Source organism: Flavobacterium sp. MFBS3-15 (assembly GCF_026107645.2).
Taxonomy (GTDB): Bacteria; Bacteroidota; Bacteroidia; order Flavobacteriales; family Flavobacteriaceae; genus Flavobacterium.
Genome location: NZ_JAPCHV010000010.1, coordinates 49,939 through 73,864, shown reverse-complemented (window position 1 = coordinate 73,864; position 23,926 = coordinate 49,939). Strand labels below are relative to the sequence as shown.

General features: G+C 45.8%; 25 protein-coding genes. 13 read left to right on the top strand and 12 right to left on the bottom strand.

The features are described 5' to 3' along the window. Window positions 1-44: 44 nt before the first annotated feature. The 4 genes from OGH69_RS10385 to OGH69_RS10370 form a co-directional block, all read right to left on the bottom strand. Window positions 45-953, bottom strand: a complete 909-nt coding sequence (locus OGH69_RS10385) for a cation diffusion facilitator family transporter (protein WP_265174400.1) — start codon at window positions 951-953, stop codon at window positions 45-47. A 117-nt stretch (window positions 954-1,070) separates the two neighbouring features. After that, the gene (locus OGH69_RS10380) at window positions 1,071-2,090 is read right to left on the bottom strand and encodes a hypothetical protein (RefSeq protein WP_265174399.1); all 1,020 of its coding nucleotides are present in this window, start codon (window positions 2,088-2,090) and stop codon (window positions 1,071-1,073) included. Between the two features lie 33 nt (window positions 2,091-2,123). Next, window positions 2,124-2,846 carry a hypothetical protein gene (locus OGH69_RS10375; RefSeq protein ID WP_265174398.1) on the bottom strand — a complete coding sequence of 241 codons (723 nt, stop codon included), beginning with the start codon at window positions 2,844-2,846 and terminating at the stop codon, window positions 2,124-2,126. After that, window positions 2,833-3,393, bottom strand: a complete 561-nt coding sequence (locus tag OGH69_RS10370; protein WP_265174397.1) for an RNA polymerase sigma factor — start codon at window positions 3,391-3,393, stop codon at window positions 2,833-2,835. Before OGH69_RS10370 ends, OGH69_RS10375 begins: the two co-directional genes overlap by 14 nt. Window positions 3,394-3,673: 280 nt before the next feature. On the opposite strand from OGH69_RS10370, the gene OGH69_RS10365 reads away from it, so the two are divergent. The 5 genes from OGH69_RS10365 (at window position 3,674) to OGH69_RS10345 (ending at window position 8,506) form a co-directional block, all read left to right on the top strand. Further along, window positions 3,674-4,177, top strand: coding sequence for a DUF6702 family protein (locus tag OGH69_RS10365; protein ID WP_265174396.1), 504 nt, complete (start codon window positions 3,674-3,676; stop codon window positions 4,175-4,177). A 9-nt stretch (window positions 4,178-4,186) separates the two neighbouring features. Further along, the gene (locus tag OGH69_RS10360; protein WP_265174395.1) at window positions 4,187-6,445 is read left to right on the top strand and encodes a M1 family metallopeptidase; all 2,259 of its coding nucleotides are present in this window, start codon (window positions 4,187-4,189) and stop codon (window positions 6,443-6,445) included. A gap of 118 nt (window positions 6,446-6,563) precedes the next feature. Further along, window positions 6,564-7,499, top strand: coding sequence for a T9SS type A sorting domain-containing protein (locus tag OGH69_RS10355; RefSeq protein ID WP_265174394.1), 936 nt, complete (start codon window positions 6,564-6,566; stop codon window positions 7,497-7,499). 78 nt (window positions 7,500-7,577) lie between these two features. Beyond that, a complete protein-coding gene (locus tag OGH69_RS10350) occupies window positions 7,578-7,895 on the top strand; it encodes a Sec-independent protein translocase subunit TatA/TatB (RefSeq protein ID WP_265174393.1) in 318 nt (105 codons plus the stop codon). Beyond that, a complete protein-coding gene (locus OGH69_RS10345; RefSeq protein WP_265174392.1) occupies window positions 7,895-8,506 on the top strand; it encodes a phosphatase PAP2 family protein in 612 nt (203 codons plus the stop codon). The genes OGH69_RS10350 and OGH69_RS10345 overlap by 1 nt, the downstream gene beginning before the upstream one ends. On the opposite strand, the gene OGH69_RS10340 is transcribed toward OGH69_RS10345, so the two are convergent. Then, window positions 8,465-9,106, bottom strand: coding sequence for an O-methyltransferase (locus OGH69_RS10340; RefSeq protein WP_265174391.1), 642 nt, complete (start codon window positions 9,104-9,106; stop codon window positions 8,465-8,467). The genes OGH69_RS10345 and OGH69_RS10340 overlap by 42 nt on opposite strands. 114 nt (window positions 9,107-9,220) lie before the next feature. Here OGH69_RS10340 and OGH69_RS10335 point away from each other — a divergent pair, with 114 nt between their 5' ends. The 3 genes from OGH69_RS10335 (at window position 9,221) to OGH69_RS10325 (ending at window position 13,720) form a co-directional block, all read left to right on the top strand. Beyond that, complete coding sequence (locus tag OGH69_RS10335; RefSeq protein ID WP_265174390.1) at window positions 9,221-11,485, top strand: T9SS type A sorting domain-containing protein; 2,265 nt, start codon at window positions 9,221-9,223, stop codon at window positions 11,483-11,485. A gap of 149 nt (window positions 11,486-11,634) precedes the next feature. Then, window positions 11,635-12,690 carry a dual-specificity RNA methyltransferase RlmN gene (rlmN, locus tag OGH69_RS10330; RefSeq protein WP_265174389.1) on the top strand — a complete coding sequence of 352 codons (1,056 nt, stop codon included), beginning with the start codon at window positions 11,635-11,637 and terminating at the stop codon, window positions 12,688-12,690. A 52-nt stretch (window positions 12,691-12,742) separates the two neighbouring features. Beyond that, entirely contained in the window at window positions 12,743-13,720 is a 978-nt protein-coding gene (locus tag OGH69_RS10325; RefSeq protein WP_265174388.1) for a polyprenyl synthetase family protein, read from the top strand. Window positions 13,721-13,750: 30 nt separating this feature from the next. On the opposite strand, the gene OGH69_RS10320 is transcribed toward OGH69_RS10325, so the two are convergent. Further along, on the bottom strand, window positions 13,751-14,692 hold the full coding sequence (locus OGH69_RS10320; RefSeq protein WP_265174387.1) for a hypothetical protein: 942 nt from the start codon (window positions 14,690-14,692) through the stop codon (window positions 13,751-13,753). Between the two features lie 353 nt (window positions 14,693-15,045). Here OGH69_RS10320 and OGH69_RS10315 point away from each other — a divergent pair, with 353 nt between their 5' ends. After that, window positions 15,046-15,897 carry a T9SS type A sorting domain-containing protein gene (locus OGH69_RS10315; RefSeq protein WP_265174386.1) on the top strand — a complete coding sequence of 284 codons (852 nt, stop codon included), beginning with the start codon at window positions 15,046-15,048 and terminating at the stop codon, window positions 15,895-15,897. Between the two features lie 110 nt (window positions 15,898-16,007). Beyond that, on the top strand, window positions 16,008-17,210 hold the full coding sequence (locus OGH69_RS10310) for an aspartyl protease family protein (RefSeq protein ID WP_265174385.1): 1,203 nt from the start codon (window positions 16,008-16,010) through the stop codon (window positions 17,208-17,210). 164 nt (window positions 17,211-17,374) lie between these two features. Here the strand turns inward: OGH69_RS10310 and OGH69_RS10305 are convergent, their stop codons facing one another. From OGH69_RS10305 to OGH69_RS10285, 5 genes are read right to left on the bottom strand one after another with little or no spacing between them, the layout of a single operon-like run. Next, window positions 17,375-18,124 carry a carboxypeptidase-like regulatory domain-containing protein gene (locus OGH69_RS10305; protein WP_265174384.1) on the bottom strand — a complete coding sequence of 250 codons (750 nt, stop codon included), beginning with the start codon at window positions 18,122-18,124 and terminating at the stop codon, window positions 17,375-17,377. Continuing rightward, on the bottom strand, window positions 18,121-18,867 hold the full coding sequence (locus OGH69_RS10300; RefSeq protein ID WP_265174383.1) for a hypothetical protein: 747 nt from the start codon (window positions 18,865-18,867) through the stop codon (window positions 18,121-18,123). Before OGH69_RS10300 ends, OGH69_RS10305 begins: the two co-directional genes overlap by 4 nt. Next, window positions 18,864-19,613, bottom strand: coding sequence for a hypothetical protein (locus OGH69_RS10295; protein ID WP_265174382.1), 750 nt, complete (start codon window positions 19,611-19,613; stop codon window positions 18,864-18,866). Before OGH69_RS10295 ends, OGH69_RS10300 begins: the two co-directional genes overlap by 4 nt. Then, window positions 19,603-20,313, bottom strand: coding sequence for a hypothetical protein (locus OGH69_RS10290; protein ID WP_265174381.1), 711 nt, complete (start codon window positions 20,311-20,313; stop codon window positions 19,603-19,605). Before OGH69_RS10290 ends, OGH69_RS10295 begins: the two co-directional genes overlap by 11 nt. After that, the gene (locus tag OGH69_RS10285; protein ID WP_265174380.1) at window positions 20,303-21,031 is read right to left on the bottom strand and encodes a hypothetical protein; all 729 of its coding nucleotides are present in this window, start codon (window positions 21,029-21,031) and stop codon (window positions 20,303-20,305) included. Before OGH69_RS10285 ends, OGH69_RS10290 begins: the two co-directional genes overlap by 11 nt. A gap of 278 nt (window positions 21,032-21,309) precedes the next feature. Between OGH69_RS10285 and pepE the strand changes: the two genes are divergently transcribed. The 3 genes from pepE (at window position 21,310) to OGH69_RS10270 (ending at window position 23,267) form a co-directional block, all read left to right on the top strand. After that, a complete protein-coding gene (gene pepE / locus OGH69_RS10280) occupies window positions 21,310-22,017 on the top strand; it encodes a dipeptidase PepE (protein ID WP_265174379.1) in 708 nt (235 codons plus the stop codon). A 723-nt stretch (window positions 22,018-22,740) separates the two neighbouring features. Continuing rightward, window positions 22,741-22,992 (top strand): hypothetical protein, encoded by a 252-nt coding sequence (locus tag OGH69_RS10275; RefSeq protein WP_265174378.1) that lies wholly within the window; start codon window positions 22,741-22,743, stop codon window positions 22,990-22,992. Then, entirely contained in the window at window positions 22,992-23,267 is a 276-nt protein-coding gene (locus OGH69_RS10270; protein WP_265174377.1) for a type II toxin-antitoxin system RelE/ParE family toxin, read from the top strand. The genes OGH69_RS10275 and OGH69_RS10270 overlap by 1 nt, the downstream gene beginning before the upstream one ends. Window positions 23,268-23,290: 23 nt before the next feature. Here OGH69_RS10270 and OGH69_RS10265 read toward each other — a convergent pair whose 3' ends face one another. Next, on the bottom strand, window positions 23,291-23,869 hold the full coding sequence (locus tag OGH69_RS10265; RefSeq protein ID WP_265174376.1) for a hypothetical protein: 579 nt from the start codon (window positions 23,867-23,869) through the stop codon (window positions 23,291-23,293). Window positions 23,870-23,926 lie beyond the last annotated feature (57 nt).

Here is a 23,926-nt window from a genome sequence, read left to right as displayed (position 1 = left end):
TGAGTGGCAAAGTTACAAAGGCTCAAAGTTACAAAGTTTTTATGCTATTGCAATCCTTTCCCCATTGCAAGCTCGCAGCTTTCATTTTGCATCTCCACTTCAATGGTGTAATGGGAGAAAGGGTATTTTTTTAAAACTTCTTTTACTCTCCGTTTTACTTCGAGCATTTCAGGAAATCCTGCTATTGCATCGAGCTTTATGTGTGTAGTAAAAACATGGTGCTCTCCCTCCAGCGACCAGATGTTCATATGATGCAGAGAGACAACATGCGGTACCAGGAGTATTTCCTGTTTTATCTTTTCGGGGTCGATGTCTTCAGGGGTGCCTTGCAATAATATAACCAGCGTTTCCCTGAGCCTCTTTACCACGTTATATACTATGAAAATGGTAATACCCAATGAAAGCACCGGATCGAGCCATGGAGCATCGGTGAACATCATCACTACCGAAACGATGAGCACTGCAGCCCAGCCCAATACATCTTCAACCAAATGCCAGCTTACTACCCGTTCATTGAGCGACTTGCCATGACTGAGCCTGAATGCGGCATAACCATTTACTGCTACGCCAATGATTGCAAAGATGAACATGCCTTTTGCATCTGACGGTTCCGGGTGGATGAGGCGCTTAACCGCTTCGTATATTACAAAACACGATCCACCTAAAAGTATGATACTGTTAACCAACGCGCCGAGTATAGAAAAACGGCTGTAGCCGAAGGTAAATTTGCTGTCGGCTTCCCTCTTCGAGCGGTTGTGCAGGCACCACGAGATGCCCAGCGAAAGGCTATCACCCAAATCATGCAGCGCATCGGACAGAATGGAAACACTGTTCACGAAAAAACCGCCTACAATCTCGAGTATAGTGAAACCGAAATTAAGAAAAAAGGCCACCTTAATGTTCTTGGCAGAGTTGTGGTGCGAATGTATGTGATGGGAATGGTCGTGCGGCATTACTTATTTTTAAGCTTAAAAATAAGAAAATTAGTATGCCTAAAAGCCAATAAAAACAAAAAAGGCGCCACCTCATCGGAAACGCCCTTTTCAAAGTACAAAACTAACCCTTAACTATTAATTGAAATCAAATCTTATGCCAAGAGACAAATTATTTGAGTCAACATCATTATTTGCAAATACCGGCTGCAGGTCGTACTTAGCATACAGGCTCACTTCGCCATAGCCTACATAAGCACTCACACCGTACACGAAGTCACTCACGTTAAAGTCGCCTTTCTGTTTTGTTTTAATATCGTGGCCGTCCTCGCTGTATTTCAGTATTTGTTTTTCTTTCACATTAAACCCTGTGTAACCTCCCACTCCCAAACGGAAGCTTTTGTGCGTAGGGAAATATGTTTTGTCGCCGTTTACCTGCTTTTTGGTAAAGTCGAACTCAAGGTGAACCGGCACTACAAGGTTTACATACCTAAGGCGCGCTACATCCAGGTCAAGGCCTGAATCAACCAGTACGGTCTTGCCGCCTTCGGTTGCGAACATCATATCATTGTCAGGACGGAGGTTGTTGTATTGAAGTGATAATCCATATTTGGCATGCAACAGGTTGTTGTTCCTGAAAACCCTTGTATTGAAGGCAACACCCCATTCATAGAAGTCAGAACGCCATTTAAAATTGTCGTTGTCAATCTTGTCATCTGTCACCAGTCGGTTCACACCAAGTGCAAATACCAGCTGCGAAGTCGTCCTTTTATAGCTAAGTTCTTTAGTAATCGTGGTGTCTTTACTAGATCCATTGAATACAATGCGGAATTTATCTTTCTTCACTTTGCCATCCACTTTGTCCCTTACAAGCTGAGCCAGCTTTTCTTCCTGCACCGCCACCCTTGTTTCAATATTCCTGGCACGTTGCTCAGCGAATTGTTGTTTTTTGGCATCTGCCTCTTCCTTAGTAATAGCTTTGTTCTCCAGTTGGATGTTCACAGTTTCCACTTCAGCTTTAAGAGAGTCCTTTTCCTCCTTGGTAATCCTTTCGATGTCGCGGGCAATAACGCCTGCCCTTTCTTCAAATGTTTGTGCTTTTGCGCTGGTAGCGATAAGGCATAGCAATCCCGCTACATAAAAAATCATTGTTTTCATGTTCTTGTTATTTACTGTTCTGTTATTGATGATTTATTGATAGTTCCTGTTCACTACGGCAGTTTTTACCGCATTAAAGTTTTTGATTGCGCCCTGCAACGCCTTGTCGCGGAAGCTTTCGTCAAGCTCGCCTTCTACCGATGAGAGCAGCGAACCTGCATCTACTTTTACGGTAGACTTCTTTTTGGGAGCCGGATGATTGGCCGCTAATAGTTTCTCAGCTTCAAATTCTTTTTGTGCCTCAGGCTTTAAATTTTCCGGGACTACCGCTACACTTTGGCTATCTTGCTGTGGAACAACGTCATATTCCTTAACTGCCTGGCTTACACTTTGTGCTTTTACCGGCACAATTTTTTGTGAGGCACCTGGTGTTTGGGCCGCCATCGCTTCTTGCTTTATCGGGACAGAAATGTTATCCGTTGCTCCTGTACCTGATGGCTGTACTGTATCATTGTGTCCTTCCGTTTCAACAGGCTTTTCTGTATTTACAACCGATCTCCCTGTACCTTCCGGGGTGCTGCCGTTATATGATTCGCGGGTCAGAAAAAATGTGCCGATGGTCGCGAACAATACAAAGCTTGCTACCATGTACATCCAGCCCCTGTTGGGCTTTTTGATGGGTACTGCTTTTTGCACTTCTTTCTCCTCATTTACCGAAAGCATCGCATCGAGCCTGTCCCACGCCATTTTAGACGGCTGTATGGTGCGTTGCTCCAGCTTGTCCCTAAATTGTTCTTCTAATCTATTCGGTTCCATTTACGTAATTCTTTTGCTTGTTAATTTGATCCTGCAGCATCTTCCTGGCATGCGACAGTTGCGATTTTGATGTCCCTTCGCTTATCCCCAGCATCTTCCCTATTTCCTGGTGCTTAAAGCCCTCTATCGCATAAAGGTTGAACACCATCTTGTACCCATCCGGCAGGCTATCTATCAAGGTTTGTATGTCCTCCACCGAAAAATGGCTCTCTATATTATTGAACGTATCCTCAACATAAAATTCATCTTCCAGAAACCCCACCTTCTTCTGCACTCTCAGGTAGGATATGCACTCGTTTACCATGATGCGCCGTATCCATCCTTCAAAACTGCCTTTGTGCTCAAAATTCTTCAGGTTGGTAAAGACTTTCATAAAGGCGGTTATCATTATGTCTTCGGCCTGGTGCAGGTCCTTTATGTACTGCCTGCAAATGCTGAGCATCTTGGGCGAGTACTTCGAGTAGATCTTCTGCTGGGCATGCCGGTTGTTCTCCGCCGCCTGGCTGATGATGTCCCTTTCTTCCTGATGTAAGGCAATTACTTTCAAAATCTCGTTTTATTGGTTGGTCTTTGCGGATGCCGTTTTTCATTTCTCAATTACTAACCGACTTCTATTAGCATAGACGGATAGCATTGCAAAAGGGTTGCACGACCCGTAAAATTATTTTTGCAAAAATATGTAATTCATTAATTTTCAGTAAAATAAAATTTAAAATATTTTACATTATATTAAAAATCTTGAGCAGACAGCCATATCCTATAAGAACTGAACCTCCCAAAGTCTTAAAAAATCATGTCCAAACCATTAAGTTTACTATTTTTGGAAAATGAAGCATTTCCGCCGTTACCTGTTTTTAATCATTTTAGCCTTTGCGCTGGCCAGTGCCGGTATACATAAATATTATGTATCGGTATTCCAAATTGAGCATGTACAAAAAAAGAAAGTACTGCAAATGACCGCCCGCATCTTTATCGACGACATGGAACTGGGCCTCCAAAAAAAATACGGCAAGAAATTCTACCTTACTGAAGAGCGGGAACTGCCCGATACGGAGGAACATCTTAGCAAATATTTTTCTGAGAAAGTAACGATAAAGGTCAACGGTAAGCTGAAACCCGTCAAATACCTGGCCAAAGAAATGGAAAACGATGTACTGGTATGCTACTTTACCATAGAGGCCGGGACAAAGGTAAATTCGGTGGAAATGAAAAACACCACCTTACTAGATGTTTACCCTAAGCAACAAAATATCATTAATGTAAAAATAAACAGTAACAAAAAGAGCCTGTTGCTGACCAATGATGAACCGGAAGGTTTGTTGGAGTTTTAAACCATAATTATGAGAAAAGCATTTTACGCACTATTGATGGCAGCGGCAGTAACGGTTTCCGCTCAGGAAAAACCGACACAAAAACGTGAGCCCGGCCATAAAGACAGCAACAAGATGAGCCAGATGTATGACCTGATGGCAACCCCCAATATGTTCCGTACCGCATCGGGAGCGCCGGGACCTGCCTACTACCAACAACAGGCTGACTATAAAATGGATATCGAACTGGACGATAAGAATACGAAGCTTTTTGGTAAGGAAACCATTACCTACCATAACAACTCGCCCGAAAGCCTGGAATATCTTTGGGTTCAGCTCGACCAGAACATCAATACAAAAGACTCTAAATCAAAACTTATCGAAAGCCAGAAAATGGACCCTGCCTATAAAGCTGATGCTTTTTCGCGTCGCTATATGGAGGATGCTTTTGATGGCGGATTTAAAATTGATTATGTACAGGACACCAATGGCAAGCCGATGAAGTACACCATCAACCAGACCATGATGCGCATCGATCTGCCTACCCCTTTAAAGAAAGGCGAAAAAATATCCTTCTCGATCAAATGGTGGTATAACATCAATAACTACCGTGTGATTGGCGGGCGTTCGGGTTACGAGCATTTCGATAAGGACAACAACAACCTGTATGTGATTGCACAGTTTTACCCGCGCATGGCCGTATACAATGACGTAGAGGGCTGGCAGAACATGCAGTTTTGGGGAGCGGGTGAGTTCGCCCTGACCTTTGGCAACTACGAAGTGAACATTACCGTGCCGGCCGACCATATCATCGACGGTACCGGCGACCTGACCAACCGCGCTGAAGTTTTTACATCAGAACAGTTGAAACGCTACGAACAGGCCACAAAATCGTTCGACAAGCCAGTTGTGATCGTTACTCAGGATGAGGCCGAAAAGGCAGAAAATGGTTTTAGTACCAAAAAGAAAACGTGGAAATTCAATGCAAAGAACGTGAGGGACTTTGGGTTCTCATCATCGCGCAAATTCATATACGACGGCATGGCCGTGCAGCTGGGCGGCAAAACAGTAATGGCGCATTCGCTTTATCCTAAAGAAGCCAATCCGATGTGGGGCGAAACCTCAACACGTGTTGTGGCACATACATTAAAAACCTATTCAAAATATACCTTTGACTACCCATACCCAAAAGCCATTTCGGTTTCTGCTGAGGACCAGGGCATGGAATACCCTATGATTTGCTGGAACTATGGCCGCCCCGACGAAAAGGGTTATGTGTCTGACAGGATAAAATACGGCAACATGAGCGTGATCATTCACGAGGTGGGGCACAACTTTTTCCCAATGATCGTTAACTCCGATGAAAGGCAGTGGACATGGATGGACGAAGGCCTTAATACCTTCCTTCAATACCTTACCGAAAAAGAGTGGGATGCCAACTACCCATCCAACCGTGGGCCAGCCGCCAACATTGTACCGTACATGAGTGGCGACCAGAAATTCCTTGAACCGATAATGACCAACTCGGAGGCAATACACCAGTTTGGCTCCAATGCGTATGGCAAGCCGGCAACAGGCCTGAACATGCTGCGCGAGGTGGTTATGGGGCATGAGCTGTTTGACCACGCTTTTAAAACCTACGCCAACCGTTGGAAATTTAAGCATCCCACGCCGGAAGATTTCTTCAGGACGATGGAAGATGCCTCGGCGGTAGACCTGGACTGGTTCTGGAGGGGATGGTTTTACACGACAGATTATGTAGACATGGGCATTATGGACGTAAAGCAATATTACGTAACAGAAACCCAGCCGGAGAACATGAAAGACCACAAAGTAAAACGCGGCAGGTTTAATGAAGATGACGGGCCATTCGTATATATGGTTGCCGATGGGCCGGATACAGAAAAAGTACAGAAAAAGGCTTTGAACACCAAGGACGTAAAACTCCTGAATGCCTATTTGAGCGAAAAATTCACTTCAGAAGAAAGGTTGGAACTTAAAACACCAAAGTACTTTTATGAAGTAACCTTTGACAAGCCCGGCGATATGCTGATGCCTATATTGGTAGAGCTTAGTTTTGAGGATGGAACAAGCGAAAGCCACATCTTCCCCGTACAAATATGGAGGAAGAACAACCAAACGGCATCGCGCGTATTTGCCACCGAAAAACCGGTGAAGAAAATAACTCTCGATCCTAAGTTGCTGACCGCAGACATTGACACAAGCAATAACACATGGCCAAAAGAAGAGTTAAAAGACAAGTTCGATACCTTCGAAAAGAAAAAGTAGGCTGTTTTAGAGGGGGTTGGCATAAATTCTTATCTTTAAAAAAAACCAACCTATGAAAAAAACACTACTATCCATTTCAGTTTTATTTTCTTTTGTTGCATTTGCATAGGAGCCGATTATGACGTTTTACAATTCAACCGGATTTTTTGGCGAAGTGCAGACTAACGAGTATGTTCTGGTCACTTCGGCATCAGGACTTAACCAAACAGAGGCGGGGGCCAATATGGCTTGGAATTTTAATGACCTGTCTGAAATTACCGGGACGTTTACAACTACGGTTCCTGCAACTACAAACGACATTGCCAACTTCCCCGGTAGTAGCTGGGTAGTACAGACCACTACTGAAGGCGGCAATCCGTCGAATTACTTTCTTGCCCTGGGTGAAGGCACCTACCTTACCGGCCTTGAAACCTCACAAATGACCATCAAGTACAATGACTTTGCGCTGGTCGGATATTTCCCTATGAACTACCAGGCTACCGCGAGCAGCAATGTTTCAGGTACCTTCGAAGGGCAGGGCGTGACAGGTACATTTACCGGAACGACAAGCTCTGTTGCCGATGCCTATGGTACACTTACAGTAAATGAAGGATTTCAGGGTACAATGAACGTCACACGACTTAAAACCCAGCAAAACCTCGCCCTTTTTTATCTTGGATTCCAGGTCGGAACGCTGGATCAGACGACATACAGCTATTATAACGCGGACTTAATCACCGGGCCGGTTTTCAGGAGTATCACCACGCACATTGTAGTTTCGGGGATAGGGCTTGACCAAACGCAAAGTACAATAGAATCGTATTTGCAGACTACCAACAGCCGCGGCGATTTTAACATGGCCCAAACCGCCATAGCGCCTAACCCTGTGCAGGACGTACTGCACATTTCGGGTATTGCTGAGATCGGCAACGTAACCATAACCGATGCGATGGGCAGGACAGTACTGCAATCACAAGGGAATGATATAGCCATAAGCCACCTTCCGGCAGGTGTGTACCATGTTGCCCTTACCACTGAAGGCAAGAACACTACCCTTAAAATGGTTAAGCAATAAAGGTTAGGTTAAAATGTCATTTAATGCAATCCCTTTCGTCCAACTTTGCGTAACTTTGCTGTATAAATACGTATAATTATGTTTGGAATTGGCGGAGGGGAGTTTTTCCTTATCATTATCGTGGTGCTCATGCTTTTCGGGTCAGATAAGATCCCTGAAATTGCCCGAACATTGGGGAGAGGCATGCAACAATTGAAAAATGCCACCAACGACATAAAAAGCGAAATACACAAAAGTGCAGAAATAGACGACATCAAGAAAACCTTTACTGACATAGGCAATGATGTTGCCGGCAACCTGAACGCCAACAATACGGCGAATGAGATTACCGGGGAGATAAATAAGGTGAAAGAAAACCTTGAAGACATGCAGGGGCCAATTAAACGTATGCGATAATGCTTGAAAAACTGCAGCAGCTCGACAGGGAAGTATTCATTTACCTTAACTCTTTAGGGACTGAAACCTGGGATCCTTTTTGGGAATTCATTACTAAGCAGGTAAGCTGGATACCTGTTTTTGCTATCATACTTTACCTCGCGTTTAAAAGGCTTGGATGGCGCCATGCTCTTTTAGTCGTAGGAATGGTGGCTGTACTTTTACTGCTTACCGACCAAACAACAAACCTCATCAAAAATGGCGTACAACGCCTTCGTCCGGGCAGCAATCCCGAACTTGAAGGCCTGATACGCGCTATACAAAAGCGAAGGTCATTCAGTTTTATATCAGGCCATGCCTCCAACTCTATGGCTGTGGCATTTTTCCTGTATAGGGTCCTGCACCCCTATCTTAAATATATGGGATTTTTCTTCCTTTGGCCGCTTATATTTGCCTACAGCCGCATATACCTGGGACTGCATTATCCCGGTGACATATTGATGGGATACCTTTATGGGCTGTTTACCGGCTGGCTGGTACTGAAACTGTATATTTATCTGCGCGACCGTTACTTTCCGCAACATGAAAGGCTAGACAACCCTACTAACAGTGAGCCCGTCACGAATGGGTAGCAGTACCGTTTCCACGCGGGGGTCGTCTTTTAGCAGCCTGTTATACTCCAATAATATCTTGGTGCTTTTGTCATTGGGCTTAACCGGCTCCAGTATCTTACCGCTCCAAAGCACATTATCTGAAAGGATAACACCCCCTTTATTCATCATCGGCACGATCATCTCGAAATAGTTAATGTAATTCTCCTTGTCGGCATCGATGAAAACAAGGTCGAATTTTTTATCGAGTCCCGGAATAATTTCCAGGGCATTGCCCAAGTGCTGGCGAATGCTGTCTTTCCATTCCGATTTATCGAAATACTTTCTTTGGAAATCGTATAGTTCCTCATTATTGTCCAGCGTATCAAGCGTACCGCCGCTTTGCAATCCTTCGGCAAGGCAAAGTGTGGCATAGCCGGTATAGGTTCCTATTTCCAGAATATTCTTAGGGTTTACAAGCTTCGATATCATGCTAAGCACCCTTCCCTGAAAATGCCCACTGAGCATCCTGGGCTGTAATATTTTCTGGTGGGTTTCCCTGTTAAGGGCAGCTAATAGTTCCGGTTCGTTTTCGCTGTGGATTGCCGCGTAGTCCTCGAGTTCTTCGGATATGAAATGCATAAAAAAAATTTTCACGAAGGTACAAAAGCTGTTAGTTAAATATTTGGAATAATTATAAATAGTAATATTTTTTATTACAAAATGATTTATTTTTACCGGCCTAAACCTAAACGAATGAAATTTAAATTTACTTTTTTGCTGATGCTTTTTATGAGCATTGGCTACAGCCAGGTGACAAATCAGGGTGAGCCCGCAAGCTGGAAGGCTCAGAATCTGACACAAATTGCACCGGTAACAATGCCGAAATTTGACCTTGATGCCCTAGTGGCTGAAGATGAAGCCAACAAAAACAGGAAAGATATCCCGTGGCGTTTCGGAACCGAGTTCCTTGTAGACCATAACCTGCAAAACAGTGGGCAATGGCACACCCTGCCTAACGGCGACAGGATATGGAGGATGCGTTATGTATCAAAAGGCGCTAAAACAATGAATTTCCTTTTTAGTGATTTCTATATGCCGAAAGGCGCCAAAGTATATCTTTACAACAATGACCGTACTGACTTATTGGGTGCGTATGATGAAGCCCAGAATAACGACGAAAGGGTGCTGGGGACCTGGCTTGTAAAAGGAGAGGACATATGGATTGAGTACTACGAGCCGCTTGCAGCCGCAGGCCAGGGAAAGCTGGAGATATTCAAGGTGGTCCATGGCTATCGTACCTCAGACAAAATGAATAAAGCTGTTGATGATGACCTGAATGGGTCGGGCAATTGCAATTATGATGTAGAATGCTATATGGGCGAAATTGATGGCCTGAAAGACATCAACAAAAAAGCCATCGCACTGTTAATTACCAACAATAACAGCTTCTGCTCCGGGGCACTTGTAAATAATACAAGCAACAACGGGACACCTTACCTGCTTACCGCTAACCACTGCTATTCCAACCCGGCGCAGTGGGCATTCCGCTTCAACTGGATAAGCCCTGACCCAGTATGTGCAGGAACTGCGCCAAGTACAACAAACGCACCGGATTTTTATCAAACGGCAAGTGGCGCCCAGCTTCGTGCCAGGAATGCAGGCAGTGATTTTTGCCTTGTACAGATAACAGCCAACTTGCCTTCAGTATGGGATTTGGTTTGGGCGGGCTGGGATCGCAGCGATGCCATTCCTTCTTCAACATTTGGCATTCACCACCCCGCAGGCGATATCATGAAGGCCTGTGTTGACCTGGATGCCCCTACTTATGCCACCGGGCAAAATGCTCAATTATGGATGATCGGCAGCTGGAACCTCGGTGTTACAGAAGGAGGCTCTTCGGGGTCTCCGCTATTTAACAATAACGGACGTATCATCGGGCAACTATATTTTGGACTTGCCGATTGCAACGGTACAGAAAACAATGGGGAATATGACGCATATGGTCGTTTTGCAGTTTCATGGGATGCCGGCAACAATGCCGCATCAAGGCTTAAAGAATGGCTTGACCCTACTAACACCGGAGCCATGACAGTAGATGCCTATCCTGCACAGGAAGTTTTGGCCCTTAATGCCCGCATCAGCATACTTGACCTTGGTGTTGAAACATGCGGCATTTCGGCGGCACCGGTACTCAGGCTTATAAATAAAGGTTCGCAGGTACTAACATCTGCAGTGATCAGTTATACGCTTAATGATGGTACACCTGCAGTATACAACTGGTCAGGAAATCTTGCTAACAGCCAGGCAACAGACATAGAGCTTCCCGTAATCAATGGCACAACAGGAGAGAACATCCTTAATGTTACATTGTCATTGCCTAACGGTGGTGCCGACGGTGACACCATCGACAATGAAGCTACTGCAAACTATGTAGCCAACGTGTTCGACATTACCAATGTAAACCTTGCTGTTCGCACCGATTTCTATGCATCGGAAACAACATGGGAACTGCGCAATGAAAATGGTAACCTGCTGTACAACGGTGGCGGCAACTATACTAACAACACCCTGTACAATCATACCTTTAACCTTTCGAACGAAGGTTGCTATACGTTTACCATCTTTGATGAAGAAGGTGATGGCATCTGCTGCTCGTATGGGCAGGGGTATTATACCCTTACTACCGAAGACGGAACCCAAATATCCACAGGCGGTTCCTTTGGGGACTCAGAATCAATAAGCTTCAGGCTACAGGATACGGCAGGTACAGGCGAAACATCGCTAAAAGCTGCTGTCACGGTATTCCCTAACCCGTCTACAGGCGTTTTCAATGTGAACGGCTCCGGAGCAGTACTTACATACGAACTTTACAATGTATTGGGGCAGCAGGTAAAAGCCGGCGAGCTGGCTTCAGGTACCGGTACTATAGATATTTCTTCTTCGGCAAGCGGTGTTTACATCCTTAAGCTGGCAGACAGCAAAGGCAAGACGGCCAATTATAAGCTTTCAAAGAAATAAGATCCGGATCCATTTAATCTAAGGCCTGCGGAATTATCGGCAGGCTTTTTCATTTTTTACCATTCCGTGAAAATCAGCCGTATCCGTGTCATTCACGTACCGTTTCCCATCTAATTTCAATATTCGCAAATAGTTACTACCTTTGCGCCATGCAAACGGAAAAGAAAGACATAAGGGCGCTTACGAAAGAACAGCTTCGCGATTTTTTTGTAGCAAATGGGGATAAGGCATTCCGGGGCAACCAGGTATACGAATGGCTGTGGAGCAAACGTGCGCACAGCTTTGACGACATGACCAATGTTGCCAAGCCCACACGCCAGATGTTGGAGGAAAACTTTGTCATCAACCATATCCATGTGGATGAGATGCAGCAAAGCAGCGACGGCACGGTAAAAAATGCTGTACGCCTGCATGATGGCCTGGTTGTCGAATCGGTGCTGATACCTACAGAAACCCGCACAACCGCCTGCGTATCGAGCCAGGTGGGATGCAGCCTTGACTGCAACTTTTGCGCCACGGCACGCCTCAAGCGCATGCGCAACCTAAACCCTGACGAGATATACGACCAGGTAGCCGCCATAGACAGCGAAAGCCGCCTGTATCATAACCGACCGCTTTCCAACATCGTATTCATGGGGATGGGAGAGCCGCTGATGAACTACAACAATGTGCTGAAAGCCATAGAAAAGATCACTTCGCCGGAAGGCCTGGGCATGTCGGCCAAGCGCATTACCGTTTCTACATCAGGCATACCCAAAATGATAAAGAAAATGGCCGATGACGGGGTAAAGTTCAAGCTTGCCGTATCATTGCACTCCGCCATTGATGAAGTGCGCTCGCAGATCATGCCGTTCAGCAGGAACTTCCCGTTGAAAGACCTGCGTGAGTCGCTGGAGTACTGGTACAAAATGACCAAAAGCCGTGTTACATACGAATATGTGGTATGGAAGGGCATAAACGACCGGAGGCAGGACATTGATGCGCTGGTAAAATTCTGCCGCCATGTACCCTGCAAAGTCAACCTCATTGAGTATAACCCCATTGACGATGGCGAATTCCAACAAGCCGACCCCGAATCTATTGACGCCTACATAAAAGCGTTGGAAAACGACGGCGTAGTGGCAAAAGTGCGCCGCAGCCGAGGCAAGGACATCGACGCCGCCTGTGGGCAGCTGGCCAACAAGAATGAGTCGGCAAATGCTTAAACTTTTATAAATCGCCTTACCTTTCGAAGGCTTTTTCCTATCTTTGAGGGCGATGAAAATCACAGAACAAATCAAGCAGCCCATAGCGCAGGAAATGGAACTTTTCGAGACAAAGTTCCGCGATTCCATGTCGTCTAAAGTGTCGCTGCTTAACCGTATCACCTACTACATTGTAAACCGCAAGGGCAAGCAAATGCGCCCTATGTTCGTATTCCTTACCGCAAAAATGGTAAGCGGCGGCACGGTAAACGAGCGCACCTACAGGGGCGCTGCGGTTATTGAGCTTATACACACGGCTACCCTGGTACACGACGATGTTGTTGACGACAGCAACCGCCGCCGTGGCTTCTTCTCGATAAACGCATTGTGGAAAAACAAGATTGCCGTGCTGGTGGGCGACTACCTGCTTTCCAAAGGACTGCTGCTCTCTATTGACAATGGCGATTTCGACCTGCTCCGGATCATATCGGTTGCCGTGCGCGAAATGAGCGAAGGTGAGCTGCTGCAGATTGAGAAGGCCCGCAGGCTGGACATTACCGAAGACATTTACTACGAGATCATCCGCCAAAAGACGGCAACACTCATAGCAGCCTGTTGTTCACTGGGTGCATGTTCGGTAGCACCGGATAGCGAGGATACCGAAAAGATGCGGAAATTCGGCGAGCTGATAGGGATGGCTTTCCAGATCAAGGACGACCTTTTTGATTATACTGATGATGCCATTGGCAAGCCTACCGGCATCGACATCAAGGAACAAAAAATGACGCTACCGCTCATCTATACGCTGAACAATTGCAGTAAAGACGAGAAAAGATGGCTGATCAATTCGGTTAAAAACCACAATAAGGATAAAAAGCGCGTTAAGGAAGTCATCGCTTTCGTAAAGCAGAAAGGCGGCCTGGAATATGCTGAAAAACGTATGGCACAATACCGTGAAGAGGCATTGCTTCTGCTTGCCGACTATCCTTCATCGGTATACAAAGATGCTTTGGTGCTCATGGTGAACTATGTTATCGAAAGGAAGATATAAACAAAACGGGCGCCCTCAGGGCGCCCGTTCTTATTTCTTTATGATCTTGCTCAGTTCCTTAAAGTCCTTGGACTTTACAAAAAAGCTCATTATAGTATAATCCTTGTAAATGATATCCCCGGTTTTGGCATTCACTATGGTCATCATCTTGTTGCCAATTTCACGGGTGTACACTAAATAATAGAATTCCTCCCCGCTTTTGTTCTTGAGTATTTTGGTGTTTAGTGCATCATCATCAATATATTCAACCTTGAACTCATAGTCATTGAAAAGAAGGCTGGCGTCTTCATTCCCGCTCCTGCGCCCGTCCCAAACGGCATTCATTTTTACGTATTCCGGAACATACAGCGTTGCTGTTTTGAGTGCTTTCATCTTGGTTTTGTCAAATTCCGTTTCATACACCCAGGTGCTGGTATTGTTGAGCAGGTGGTTATTTATGTTCTGGAAATAGTTCTTCAGGTACCCAGGCTGGTAGTTGTACATTTGCTCCTGGATGTCGCCAAATTTACCTGTTTTAATGATTTCGCTTATGCCTTCAAGACTCCCAGAAAGGAAAATGGCAGCAACCTCATTTTTGTCATATTTGAGTTTGCCATTATTATTTTTAATGTTTGACGGATAGTAATACTGCATTACAAGATAGGTTGCAGTCGCAATGTCGCTGCTTTTAACTTGTCCCACCACTTCAAAAATGGCATTGCTGTCAGTAATGTAAGTAACTTTATTTTCGGTAAACTCTTCGCGGCTTACAACTTCAAAAGGGTTTACTTTCCATACTTCTGTCAAAACCGGCCTCATGTCTTCAATATCGATGCCATCCATAACAAATATTGTTTTTTTTGTTTTAATCAGGTCGAAATCCTTTTTGGCAAGTTCCTTGAATTTTCCCTGGCTTTGTTTACTTACAGATACCTGGGCATTGGAAATTCCTACTGTTGCAATCAACAATAGAGATAAAATCTTAATTTTCATGATTATTGGTTTATGTAGGCGCAAAAATAATAAAACATTGTTGTCTTAAGATTTTCTTAATAAAAAAATACTTACAGCGGAATGTTATGCCGGATCACATTAAAATTATAAACTGCACATTAGTATCTAAAATAAGATTTCCACCTATACATCACCTCAACAACATCGTTATAGGTTCCATTTTAACAAGCCTCGCAACACCTTATTTCATTGGATAATTAACAATCATATTTTAAAATAAATACATATTTCACAACGTATAGTATTTATAATGTAGATATGCATATTTTCAGGGAATTTCTCAGTACGTTTATCCTAACAAAAACAATAATTCCCAAAACAACTTTACAACAATGAAACAAATTTACTTCTCTGCATTACTCTTGTGTGCCTTTGCTTCGGCCAGCGCACAGAATGATATGAGCTTCGAACCAGGCGGATATGGTGCTAATTATGCGTGGAACGTGTTCGAAAATGATGATAACCCACCATTGGAGTTTGTGGCCAATCCTGACCAGACAGGCATCAACCCGTCAGCTACGGTGGCTAAATTCCAGGTTCGGGGCGCAGGCCAGCCCTGGGCAGGATGCGAAACGCAGCAACCCGGCACACAGCCGTGGGAAGGCGGCCCGGGCATGGGGAACTGGGTACTGACTCCCGAAAGCGCCATCATTAAAATAATGGTGTATAAAAAAACCATCAGCGATGTGGGCATAAAGCTGGTGATGCCTAATGACGATGCACGCCCTGAAAAAAAGGTTTCCAATACAATGATCAGCCAGTGGGAAGAACTCACCTTTGACTTTACCGATATCATTGACCACCCGGCCATGCCGCCAGGAAACGTATATAACCAGATTGTGATTTTCATGGATTTTGCCGAAAGGGAAGACGACGGCGTTATGTTTTTTGACAATATAATATTCGGGGATAATGACATTGACGACGAAACGAATGGCATTAAAGACAATGCGGCAATTGTAATAAATATGTTCCCCAACCCGGTAAAAGATGTGCTTACATTAAACTGCACGGGCAGCATTGACAGCATGAACGTTTATAATATGCTGGGGCAGCAGGTAGCGGCTACGGCACCGGGTACCAACAAAGCCGAACTTAACGTTGCTCACCTGCAAAAAGGCGTTTACATGGTAAACCTTGTGGTTGACGGCGCTGCGGTATCACAGAAATTTATCAAAGAATAGTTTTTTATTTGTTTAGTTAGCGGGCTGCCTTTATTAGGGCAGCCTTTTTTTTGTGTGCGGCATACACTTTCGGGCATACCGTTCGTTATAATAGCATCAACCGCCTTATTATGAAACATGCTTTCTACACAGCATGCCTGTGCTGCCTTGCTTTTGTCACTGCTTATGGGCAATTGCAGGATGCCGAAGAAATCCGCAAGCTGGTGAACGATGTGCATGCAGGCGATTCAGGCTTTTATGTAGAGGTTCCTTTTGAATATAACGGCGAAATCATAATCAGGGCCGAAGTGGCCGGAGAGGCCTACAACTTTCTGTTTGACACCGGCGGCTACACCATGATTGATGCGGCAGTACAGCAAAAGAACAATTTTACGGTTTTGGGGAAACAGCTTCTTAACAGCACCAACGGGCTTTCCAAAGAAACCGACATACTGTATGCCGGAACTTTCGACATAGGCGGATTGCTGTTTGACCACGTAAAAGCCTACTGCATCGAACTGGATAATTCGCCCAAGCTGCAATGCATGGTAAACGGTGGCATTATCGGTTCGGCAATCATACATAACCATATCTGGCAGATTGACTATCCCAACCGCAAAATCATCATAACCGACAGCCTAGAAAAGCTCCCCGGCATGGAAAGTGCCGTGAGGATACCGGTTTACCTCAACCCCAACCTGCAGCCTTACTTCATGTCGAAGGTCAACGGCCGATCCCAATGGCTGATGTTCGATACCGGCTGTGCCTCCCCGCTGTGGATGGGTGATAAGGACGCCCAAAAGGTCATTGGAGATGCAAAGAAAACCCGCATTATTGGAGCATCTGTGGAAACCCACCACGGCAGGGTATCCGACACCCTGAATGCCTTTAGCGCTGACTGCGAGATCAATGGCCTTACCTTTAAGGAAATCCCCGCATATTACCGCGATGGCTCAGGGCTGACGCTGTTTGGCAATCCGGTTATCAAAGACTACATCGTGACCCTCAATTTTGGGGAAGGCGAAATGTATTTTAAGCCTATAGAAGCCCAATCTGCACCGATAGGCTGGGAAAGCTTTGGTTTTACCCTTGAATACGAGGGAGGTAACTGCAAAATAGCCACTGTAATTGAAGGTACAGAAGCCCAAAAATCGGGGTTGCGCCCAGGTGATGTTGTAACCGCCATCAACGGGAAGAAAATAACCTGCACCGATTTTTGCAGCTGCTTTGCTACTTTTTACGAATTACAGGAAAAATCTTATGACATAACACTCTCTGTTTTAAAAAACGATAAGCCGAAACAGGTAAAATTGAAGAAAACGAGGGTATTTTAAAGTCGTCCCGGATGATTTTAAGGCAAATTCATGATGATTTTAGGGTATACGACAGGGGAATTTTGATGACGTAGGAGGGGAAAAATGATACTCCTTAATCCAAATCGCATCCTGACAAAATCGTTATCAAAAATTATAAGTATTTTCTTACACTTAAATGCGATTTACCTCGCATCGGGATTCAGTTTTAAAAATTCGGCACTTTTGGTCTTGAGGTATTCCAGCAATTGGGGTTCGTTCTGTTTTATCTGGAGGTACTGTTTGGCATCGCCATCACAAAAATTGAGGAATGCCCCAATGAACCGCACCGGGATGGTAAGCGTTTCGGTAAAAAAGCTATCGGGGTAGGCTGCCCTCACCACCTCTGAGAACTGTGACTTCTCAACATAATCTGCCGGTGGCTTGTAGGCCGTTGCCCTTTTGGGCTGTTTCTTCTTCTTAAACAGCTGCACTGCCCCCGCTATCCAGTTGGCTCCGCCAATGCCGGTTTGCACCACCACATCCTTATTAATCTCCACCGGGTCGAACAGGGTGTTCACCTGCATGGTCTTAATGCTTTTGCTGTCGGCGGCAAGGTTGCCCGTAAGGCTGCTTACCACCACCTCTTCCAGCATGGTAGCCACCGGCTCAAGCTTTACTACAAAAACCGCTTCGGCAAAGTCTTGCTGCCGCAGCACCACGGCCAGCGGCCTGAACTGTTCGCTTGTAAAGCGTAGGGTATCCCCTTTTTGGGCCGCTATCGAAAAATCGCCTTCGCTTCCCGTTACGGCATTGGCTCCCGTGGCTGCATTGGTCACGCCCACGCCATCCACATTGCCGATATCGGTAATGGCCTTGCCTTTAAGCTGCTGCCTTTCCTGTGCCATGAGGGCAACCGGAAGCAACGCTAAAAGCCATGTGGTGAGTTTACTCATTCCCTGATGATTTCGAGGTATTTTGCGGCAAGGCCTGCCATAAGGAACTTCACGCGGTCAGTATTACCGGCATTCAGGGCAGCGGCCAGGTCGGCATCTTCAACAATGTGGAACACAAAGCCGTTGACATACTCTTTCGGTATGGAAAACCCGGTTGCTATCTCCTCTTCAGTGTACAGGCCGTATATCTTTTCTATCAACAGTTCCTTACGCTCCGTGGCCAGTGCCTTCTTCAGCATTTTGGTCCTGCCCGTAATGGCGTTGATAATGGGATCTACCGGCATGCCGCCCGCAATGAGGCCCAAAAGCATGACAGGCTTAAACTCTCCTGCCGTTTTCAGTTTCCTTTCGGCGGGCGTGTCTTTTTTTGAACCCTTGCGTACCAGCCCCAATGACTCAGAATTGACGTTCTTATATTTATCGATCTCCACCCCTTCCAGCTCATAAGCCTTATAATTGACGCTCATCACATAAGGGTTTTCCTTAAATGAATTTGCGGTAATGTCAAATTCCCTTACATCGGTCCGGTCGCTGTAAACCGCCAGTGCATCACCTTCTTTAGCCAAAAGGCTGAAAGTGCCGTCATTGCCTGTTTTGGTTTCGGTTCCCGTTTTGTTATTGATTACAAACAGCGCTGCTCCCGGATCATCTCCTATGAGTACTTTACCATGGAGCAGCTGCCGGTCCTGCGCTACGGCAGCCGCTGCAAAAAACAGCATAGGGTACAGCAGCCTGCGCGTCATTTTTTGCTCTTGATGTTATCGATGAATTCCAGCACCAGGTCGGGCATCAGCTCTTCTGCCTTTGGCTTATCGTTGGCTTCAATGGCTTTTGCCATATCCTTATTTTCTATGCAGTAGTATATAAAGCCGTCGATGTTCTCCTTTGGTATGCCAAATTCCTCGTTGAGCACTACTTCGTCATACATCCCCTTAAAGGAGGTAATGAGCTTTTCGCGGCGCTCCATTTCCAGCGCGCGCTTAATGGCTTTCCTTTTTCCTGTAAACAGGTTAATGATGCCGTCGCCGTTGATGGCGGCACCCTGTACCGTAGGGTCATTGAACCTTGGGCCAATCCTCGCCCCGGCCACAGCCTTGCGTTCCTGCGGCGTGTGCTTTGCCAGCCTCCCCTGTTGGCCCTGTGCATAAGGATCTTTCTTCTCATCTTCCACCACTACTTCCTCCAGTTCGGTGGCTTTGTAGTCTACCGACACGGTAAACGGCGTATACCGGAAGCTGTCTTCGGTAACCGAAAAATCGCGTGTCTCGATCTGCTCTCCATACACCGCCATCCTGTCGCCCGCTTTGGCGGCAATGTTGAAATTACCCTGGCTGTCGGTTTTGGTCTCGTCGCCGGTTTGCCTGTTAATGACAAATACGTTGGGAACGCCCACACCACCGGAGTTGACCGTGCCGCGAAGGGCTTTGCGCCCCTGTGCGGAGGCTAGGCTGCACAGCAGCAGCAGGATAATGGTTATCTTACTTTTCATCGGCTATGATTTTGAGGTATTTTGTTGCAAGGCCCGTCATCAGGAAGCGTGCCATCGTATCGTTGCCCTGCCTTACGGCGTTGGCAAATTCCTTATCTTCTACAATGTAGTACACAAATCCCTGTACATATTCTTCGGGTATCTTGTATTCGGTCTTAATTTCATCTTCGGTACACACATACCCTATCTTTTCCATCAGCATTTCCTTCTTCTCCGTTTCCACGGCCCGCTTCAGCATTTTGGTGCGCCCGCTAAGGGCATTCAGTATCACGTCGATGCCAAAGCCGCTTGTCGCGCCATACAGCTTGCGCTCAGCCGGTGTGTACTGTTTCTGCCCTTCGGGCACCAGCCCCAGCGATTCGGAGGTTACTTTTTTCTCTACCACCACTTCCTCAAGCTCGTAGGCCTGGGTATTGACGCTGATGATGTACGGGTTTTCCTGAAACGACGTCTCGCTGATGGAAAAATCGCGTACCTCGGTTTTGCTGCTGTAGGCCGTAATCACGTCGCCATCCTTAGCCTCAATGGTAAAGTTGCCCTGCGCATCCGATTTCTTTTCGGTGCCCGTGCTTTTATTGATGATGAAAATGCCGCCAATGCCCACGCCGTCAGCCACCACGCGGCCGTTAAGGGTTTTGCGCTCCTGTGCTAAGGCCAGCAGCGGAAGGCACACCAGCAGGTATAAAAAGCTATTTCTCATCAGCAATGTTTTCAAGATATTTTACGGCCAGCCCGGTCATCATGAATTTTATCCGTTCTTCGTTCTCCTCTTTCACCGCCTTTACAAAATAATTGTTCTCTACGATAAAAAACAGGAAACCAGACACATATTCCTGCGGTATTTTGAACAGGGCCATAATATCATCATCACTATAAAGATAGCGCATCTTTTCGATTAATGCTTCCTTCTTTTCAGTTTCTTTAGCTTTTTGGAGCATGGCCGTACGCCCCGAAAACATATTGATGAGGGGGTCCAGTCCCAATGGATTCATTTTCCATTTCGATGCCGTGGCCAGCTTTCTTTCGGCAGGGGTATAGCGCACCTGCCCCTTAGGCACAAGGCCAAGCGACTCCGCATTCAGGTGGCGGTAGTCATTCACCACCACTTCGTCAAGTTCGCGGGTATGCACCGTAAGCGGCACAAAAAGCAGGTTCTCGCCAAAATCCTCATCGGCCACCACGATGTCGCGGGCCTCAAACTGCAATGCCGAAAAAACAAGGGTATCGTTGGGCTGCGCGCTGATGGTAAAATAGCCGCCACGGGTGGTAGCCACGGTGGCTTCGGTAGCGCGGTTGATGACATAGATCCCTTCAAGGTCGTCGAAATCAGAAACGACCTTGCCTTTCAGCGGCTGGCGCCCCTGGGCAACAGATGCCGCCGAAAACATCAGGAAGGCAAGTAATACGGAGTTTTTCAAAGTTCAGGTATAGGTGATTGATTGATGATAAAGGCAAAGCAAGCAACTATCAAAAAGCTTCATTTAACCACATAGCAACATAGGTTTTACAGGCAACACACTAACGCAAGAGGAGACATAATCACACCCAGTGAAGCGAAGCTTCAGGCTCTGTGTTCTTTAATCCTGCTAACAGACGTCATTTAAAGCTATGTACCTATGTGGTTAAAAATAATCTTCATAAAAATAGAGACAGTTACTAAATCTGTAACTTTACCTTTTCTAAGATAATTTAACGGATGAAGAAACTAATTATTGCAAGCACCTCCACGCTTCACGGCGGAAATTACCTCGAATACCTCAAGCCTGCATTGGCGGAACACTTTAAAAATTGCAGTTCGCTGCTGTTCATCCCCTATGCCAGGCCGGGCGGCATCAGCCATGACGAGTATACCCAAAGGGTGGCCGGTTTCTTTGCACAGCTCAATATAACCGTAAAAGGCGCGCACGAATTTGAGGATTCTGCCGAAGCCGTGGCCAATGCCGAAGCGCTGTTTACCGGGGGCGGAAACACTTTTTTGCTTGTAACGCAACTCTACAAAACCGGCGTGATGACCGCACTGAAAGATGCCATTGACAAGGGGACGCCTTACCTGGGCAGCAGTGCGGGCAGCAACATTTGCGGGCTGACGATGCAGACGACCAACGACATGCCCATCATCTACCCTCCGAGCTTTAAGACGCTTGGCGCCATCAATTTTAACCTGAACCCGCACTACCTCGACCCACAGCCGGGATCGACCCACATGGGCGAAACGCGCGAAACGAGGATAAAGGAGTTCCACCAGTTCAACACACAGCCGGTGCTGGGCCTGCGCGAAGGCAGCTGGCTGGAGGTAAAGGGCAACACAGTAGTGCTGAAAGGCGACTTGCCGGCACGGTTGTTCCGTCAGGGCAAGGAACCGGAGGAACTGGAAACGGGGAGTGATTTATCGGGGTTGAGGTAATGTCCTCTCCCCAACCCTCTCCAAAGGAGAAGGGCCGGGACGTGCGGACAGAACGCTGTAATTACAGGAAAATACATATATGTTACGCCACAGCCCCTGCCCCGCCCGTGCCAGCGGGAGACCTATTGGGGTTGAGGCAGTTTCCATTTCGAACGAAGTTTACGTAGTGAGAAATCTCAAAATACCGATTTGGATTTTTCCTTGTGTTGAGGTAATGTCCTCTCCCCAACCCTCTCCAAAGGAGAGGGGGCCGGGACGTGCCGACAGAACGCTGTAATTACAGGAAATACATATATGTTACACCACAGCCCCTGCCCCGCCCGCGCCAGCAGGGGACTATAGGGGTTGAGGCAGTTTCCATTTCGAACGAAGTTTACGTAGTGAGAAATCTCAAAATACCGATTTGGATTTCTCCTGGTGTTGAGGTAATGTCCTCTCCCCAACCCTCTCCAAAGGAGCGGGGGCCGGGACGTGCCGACAGAACGCTGTAATTACAGGAAAATACATATATGTTTACACACCACAGCCACAGCCCTTCCCGCGCCAGCAGGGGACCTATAGGGGTTGAGGCAGTTTCCATTTCGAACGAAGTTTACGTAGTGAGAAATCTCAAAATACCGATTTGGATTTCATTTGGTGTCGAAATGGAAGAGCGGTCATTATTATAACGTTACAGGTTAAAATTCGTATTTTATACGTATATTAGCCGTAAAACATAAGGTCATGATACAGCAAAAAAACCGGAAAGAAATAGCTCTTGACGACCAAACCATCGCCTTGCTTCAAATCCAGGCAGAGCGTGAGGGAAGGAAACTCAAGAATTATATGGAGCAGGTACTAAAAGAGAAAGCTAACAGCTTTCAACTTTCAGACGAGTACAAGGCAATGATGGATACAATGCTTGATCGTCATGAAAAAGGGCAGGTGAATTACACGCCATGGGATGAGGTAAAATCGAAACTCTTTAAAAAATAGTGTATCCTATTGTCATATCCGATGAAGCACAGTTGGACATTAGTGAGTCTTCCGAATATTATCTTGAAATTTCTGAAGACTTACAGGAACGTTTCCTGTCAGAAATCATTGCTGCTATAGATGAAGTCCAAACCAATCCGACATTACATCAAATCAGGTATCGCAATATCAGAATTGCTTTTACACAGGTATTCCCTTTCGGTATCCACTTTTTCATAGATAGCAATACAATATTCATAAACAGGATACTGCATACCAAAAGATTTTTTAAGTAACTCTACGCATTTACTTGTCCACATCATCTATTAGCCACATCATTTTCGGCAATATAGTCGGTAGAGATATATACATAGTTTATCTGCTTACCCTCTTCTTTAATATGCCCCGTCACATAGTTCACCGTAGCATTTAATATTCGCCCGAAGTTGCTGTCTACCACAAACACAACCGTAGGATTAGCTGTATTTAAATCCAACGGCTCGCCTTTATAATTGGTAATATTCAAATCGCCCAGATCAAGCGGCCGGTAGGTGGCCTTCGATTTATCGTAGTTCAATACAAACTTGTCCACAACCCCTATGCACCTTTTATCACCGGCCGCGCTGTCATCAACCCTCACAGAATCGTTTATCATCAATGCATAATACGGAAGATAAGCTCCGTGCTCATCATTTACCAAAAAATCAACCCTGTCTTTTTCTTTGGTAAAGAAGAATATCTTTTCCTTTTCCAGGTTGTTCTTTTTGTGAAAGTGAGTCGCTGCGGCATCTTTAGAACTGAAAAAGACGTGCTTATTTACACCATAAAGAGTTTCCATAACAGTGTTGCATGAAAAACAAACCGAAACCATAGCCGTTAGGAGGATAATTTTCTTCATATCACGAAGATAGCAAAATAAAAAAAGCCCGAACATTTCTGTTCAGGCTTTTAGCAG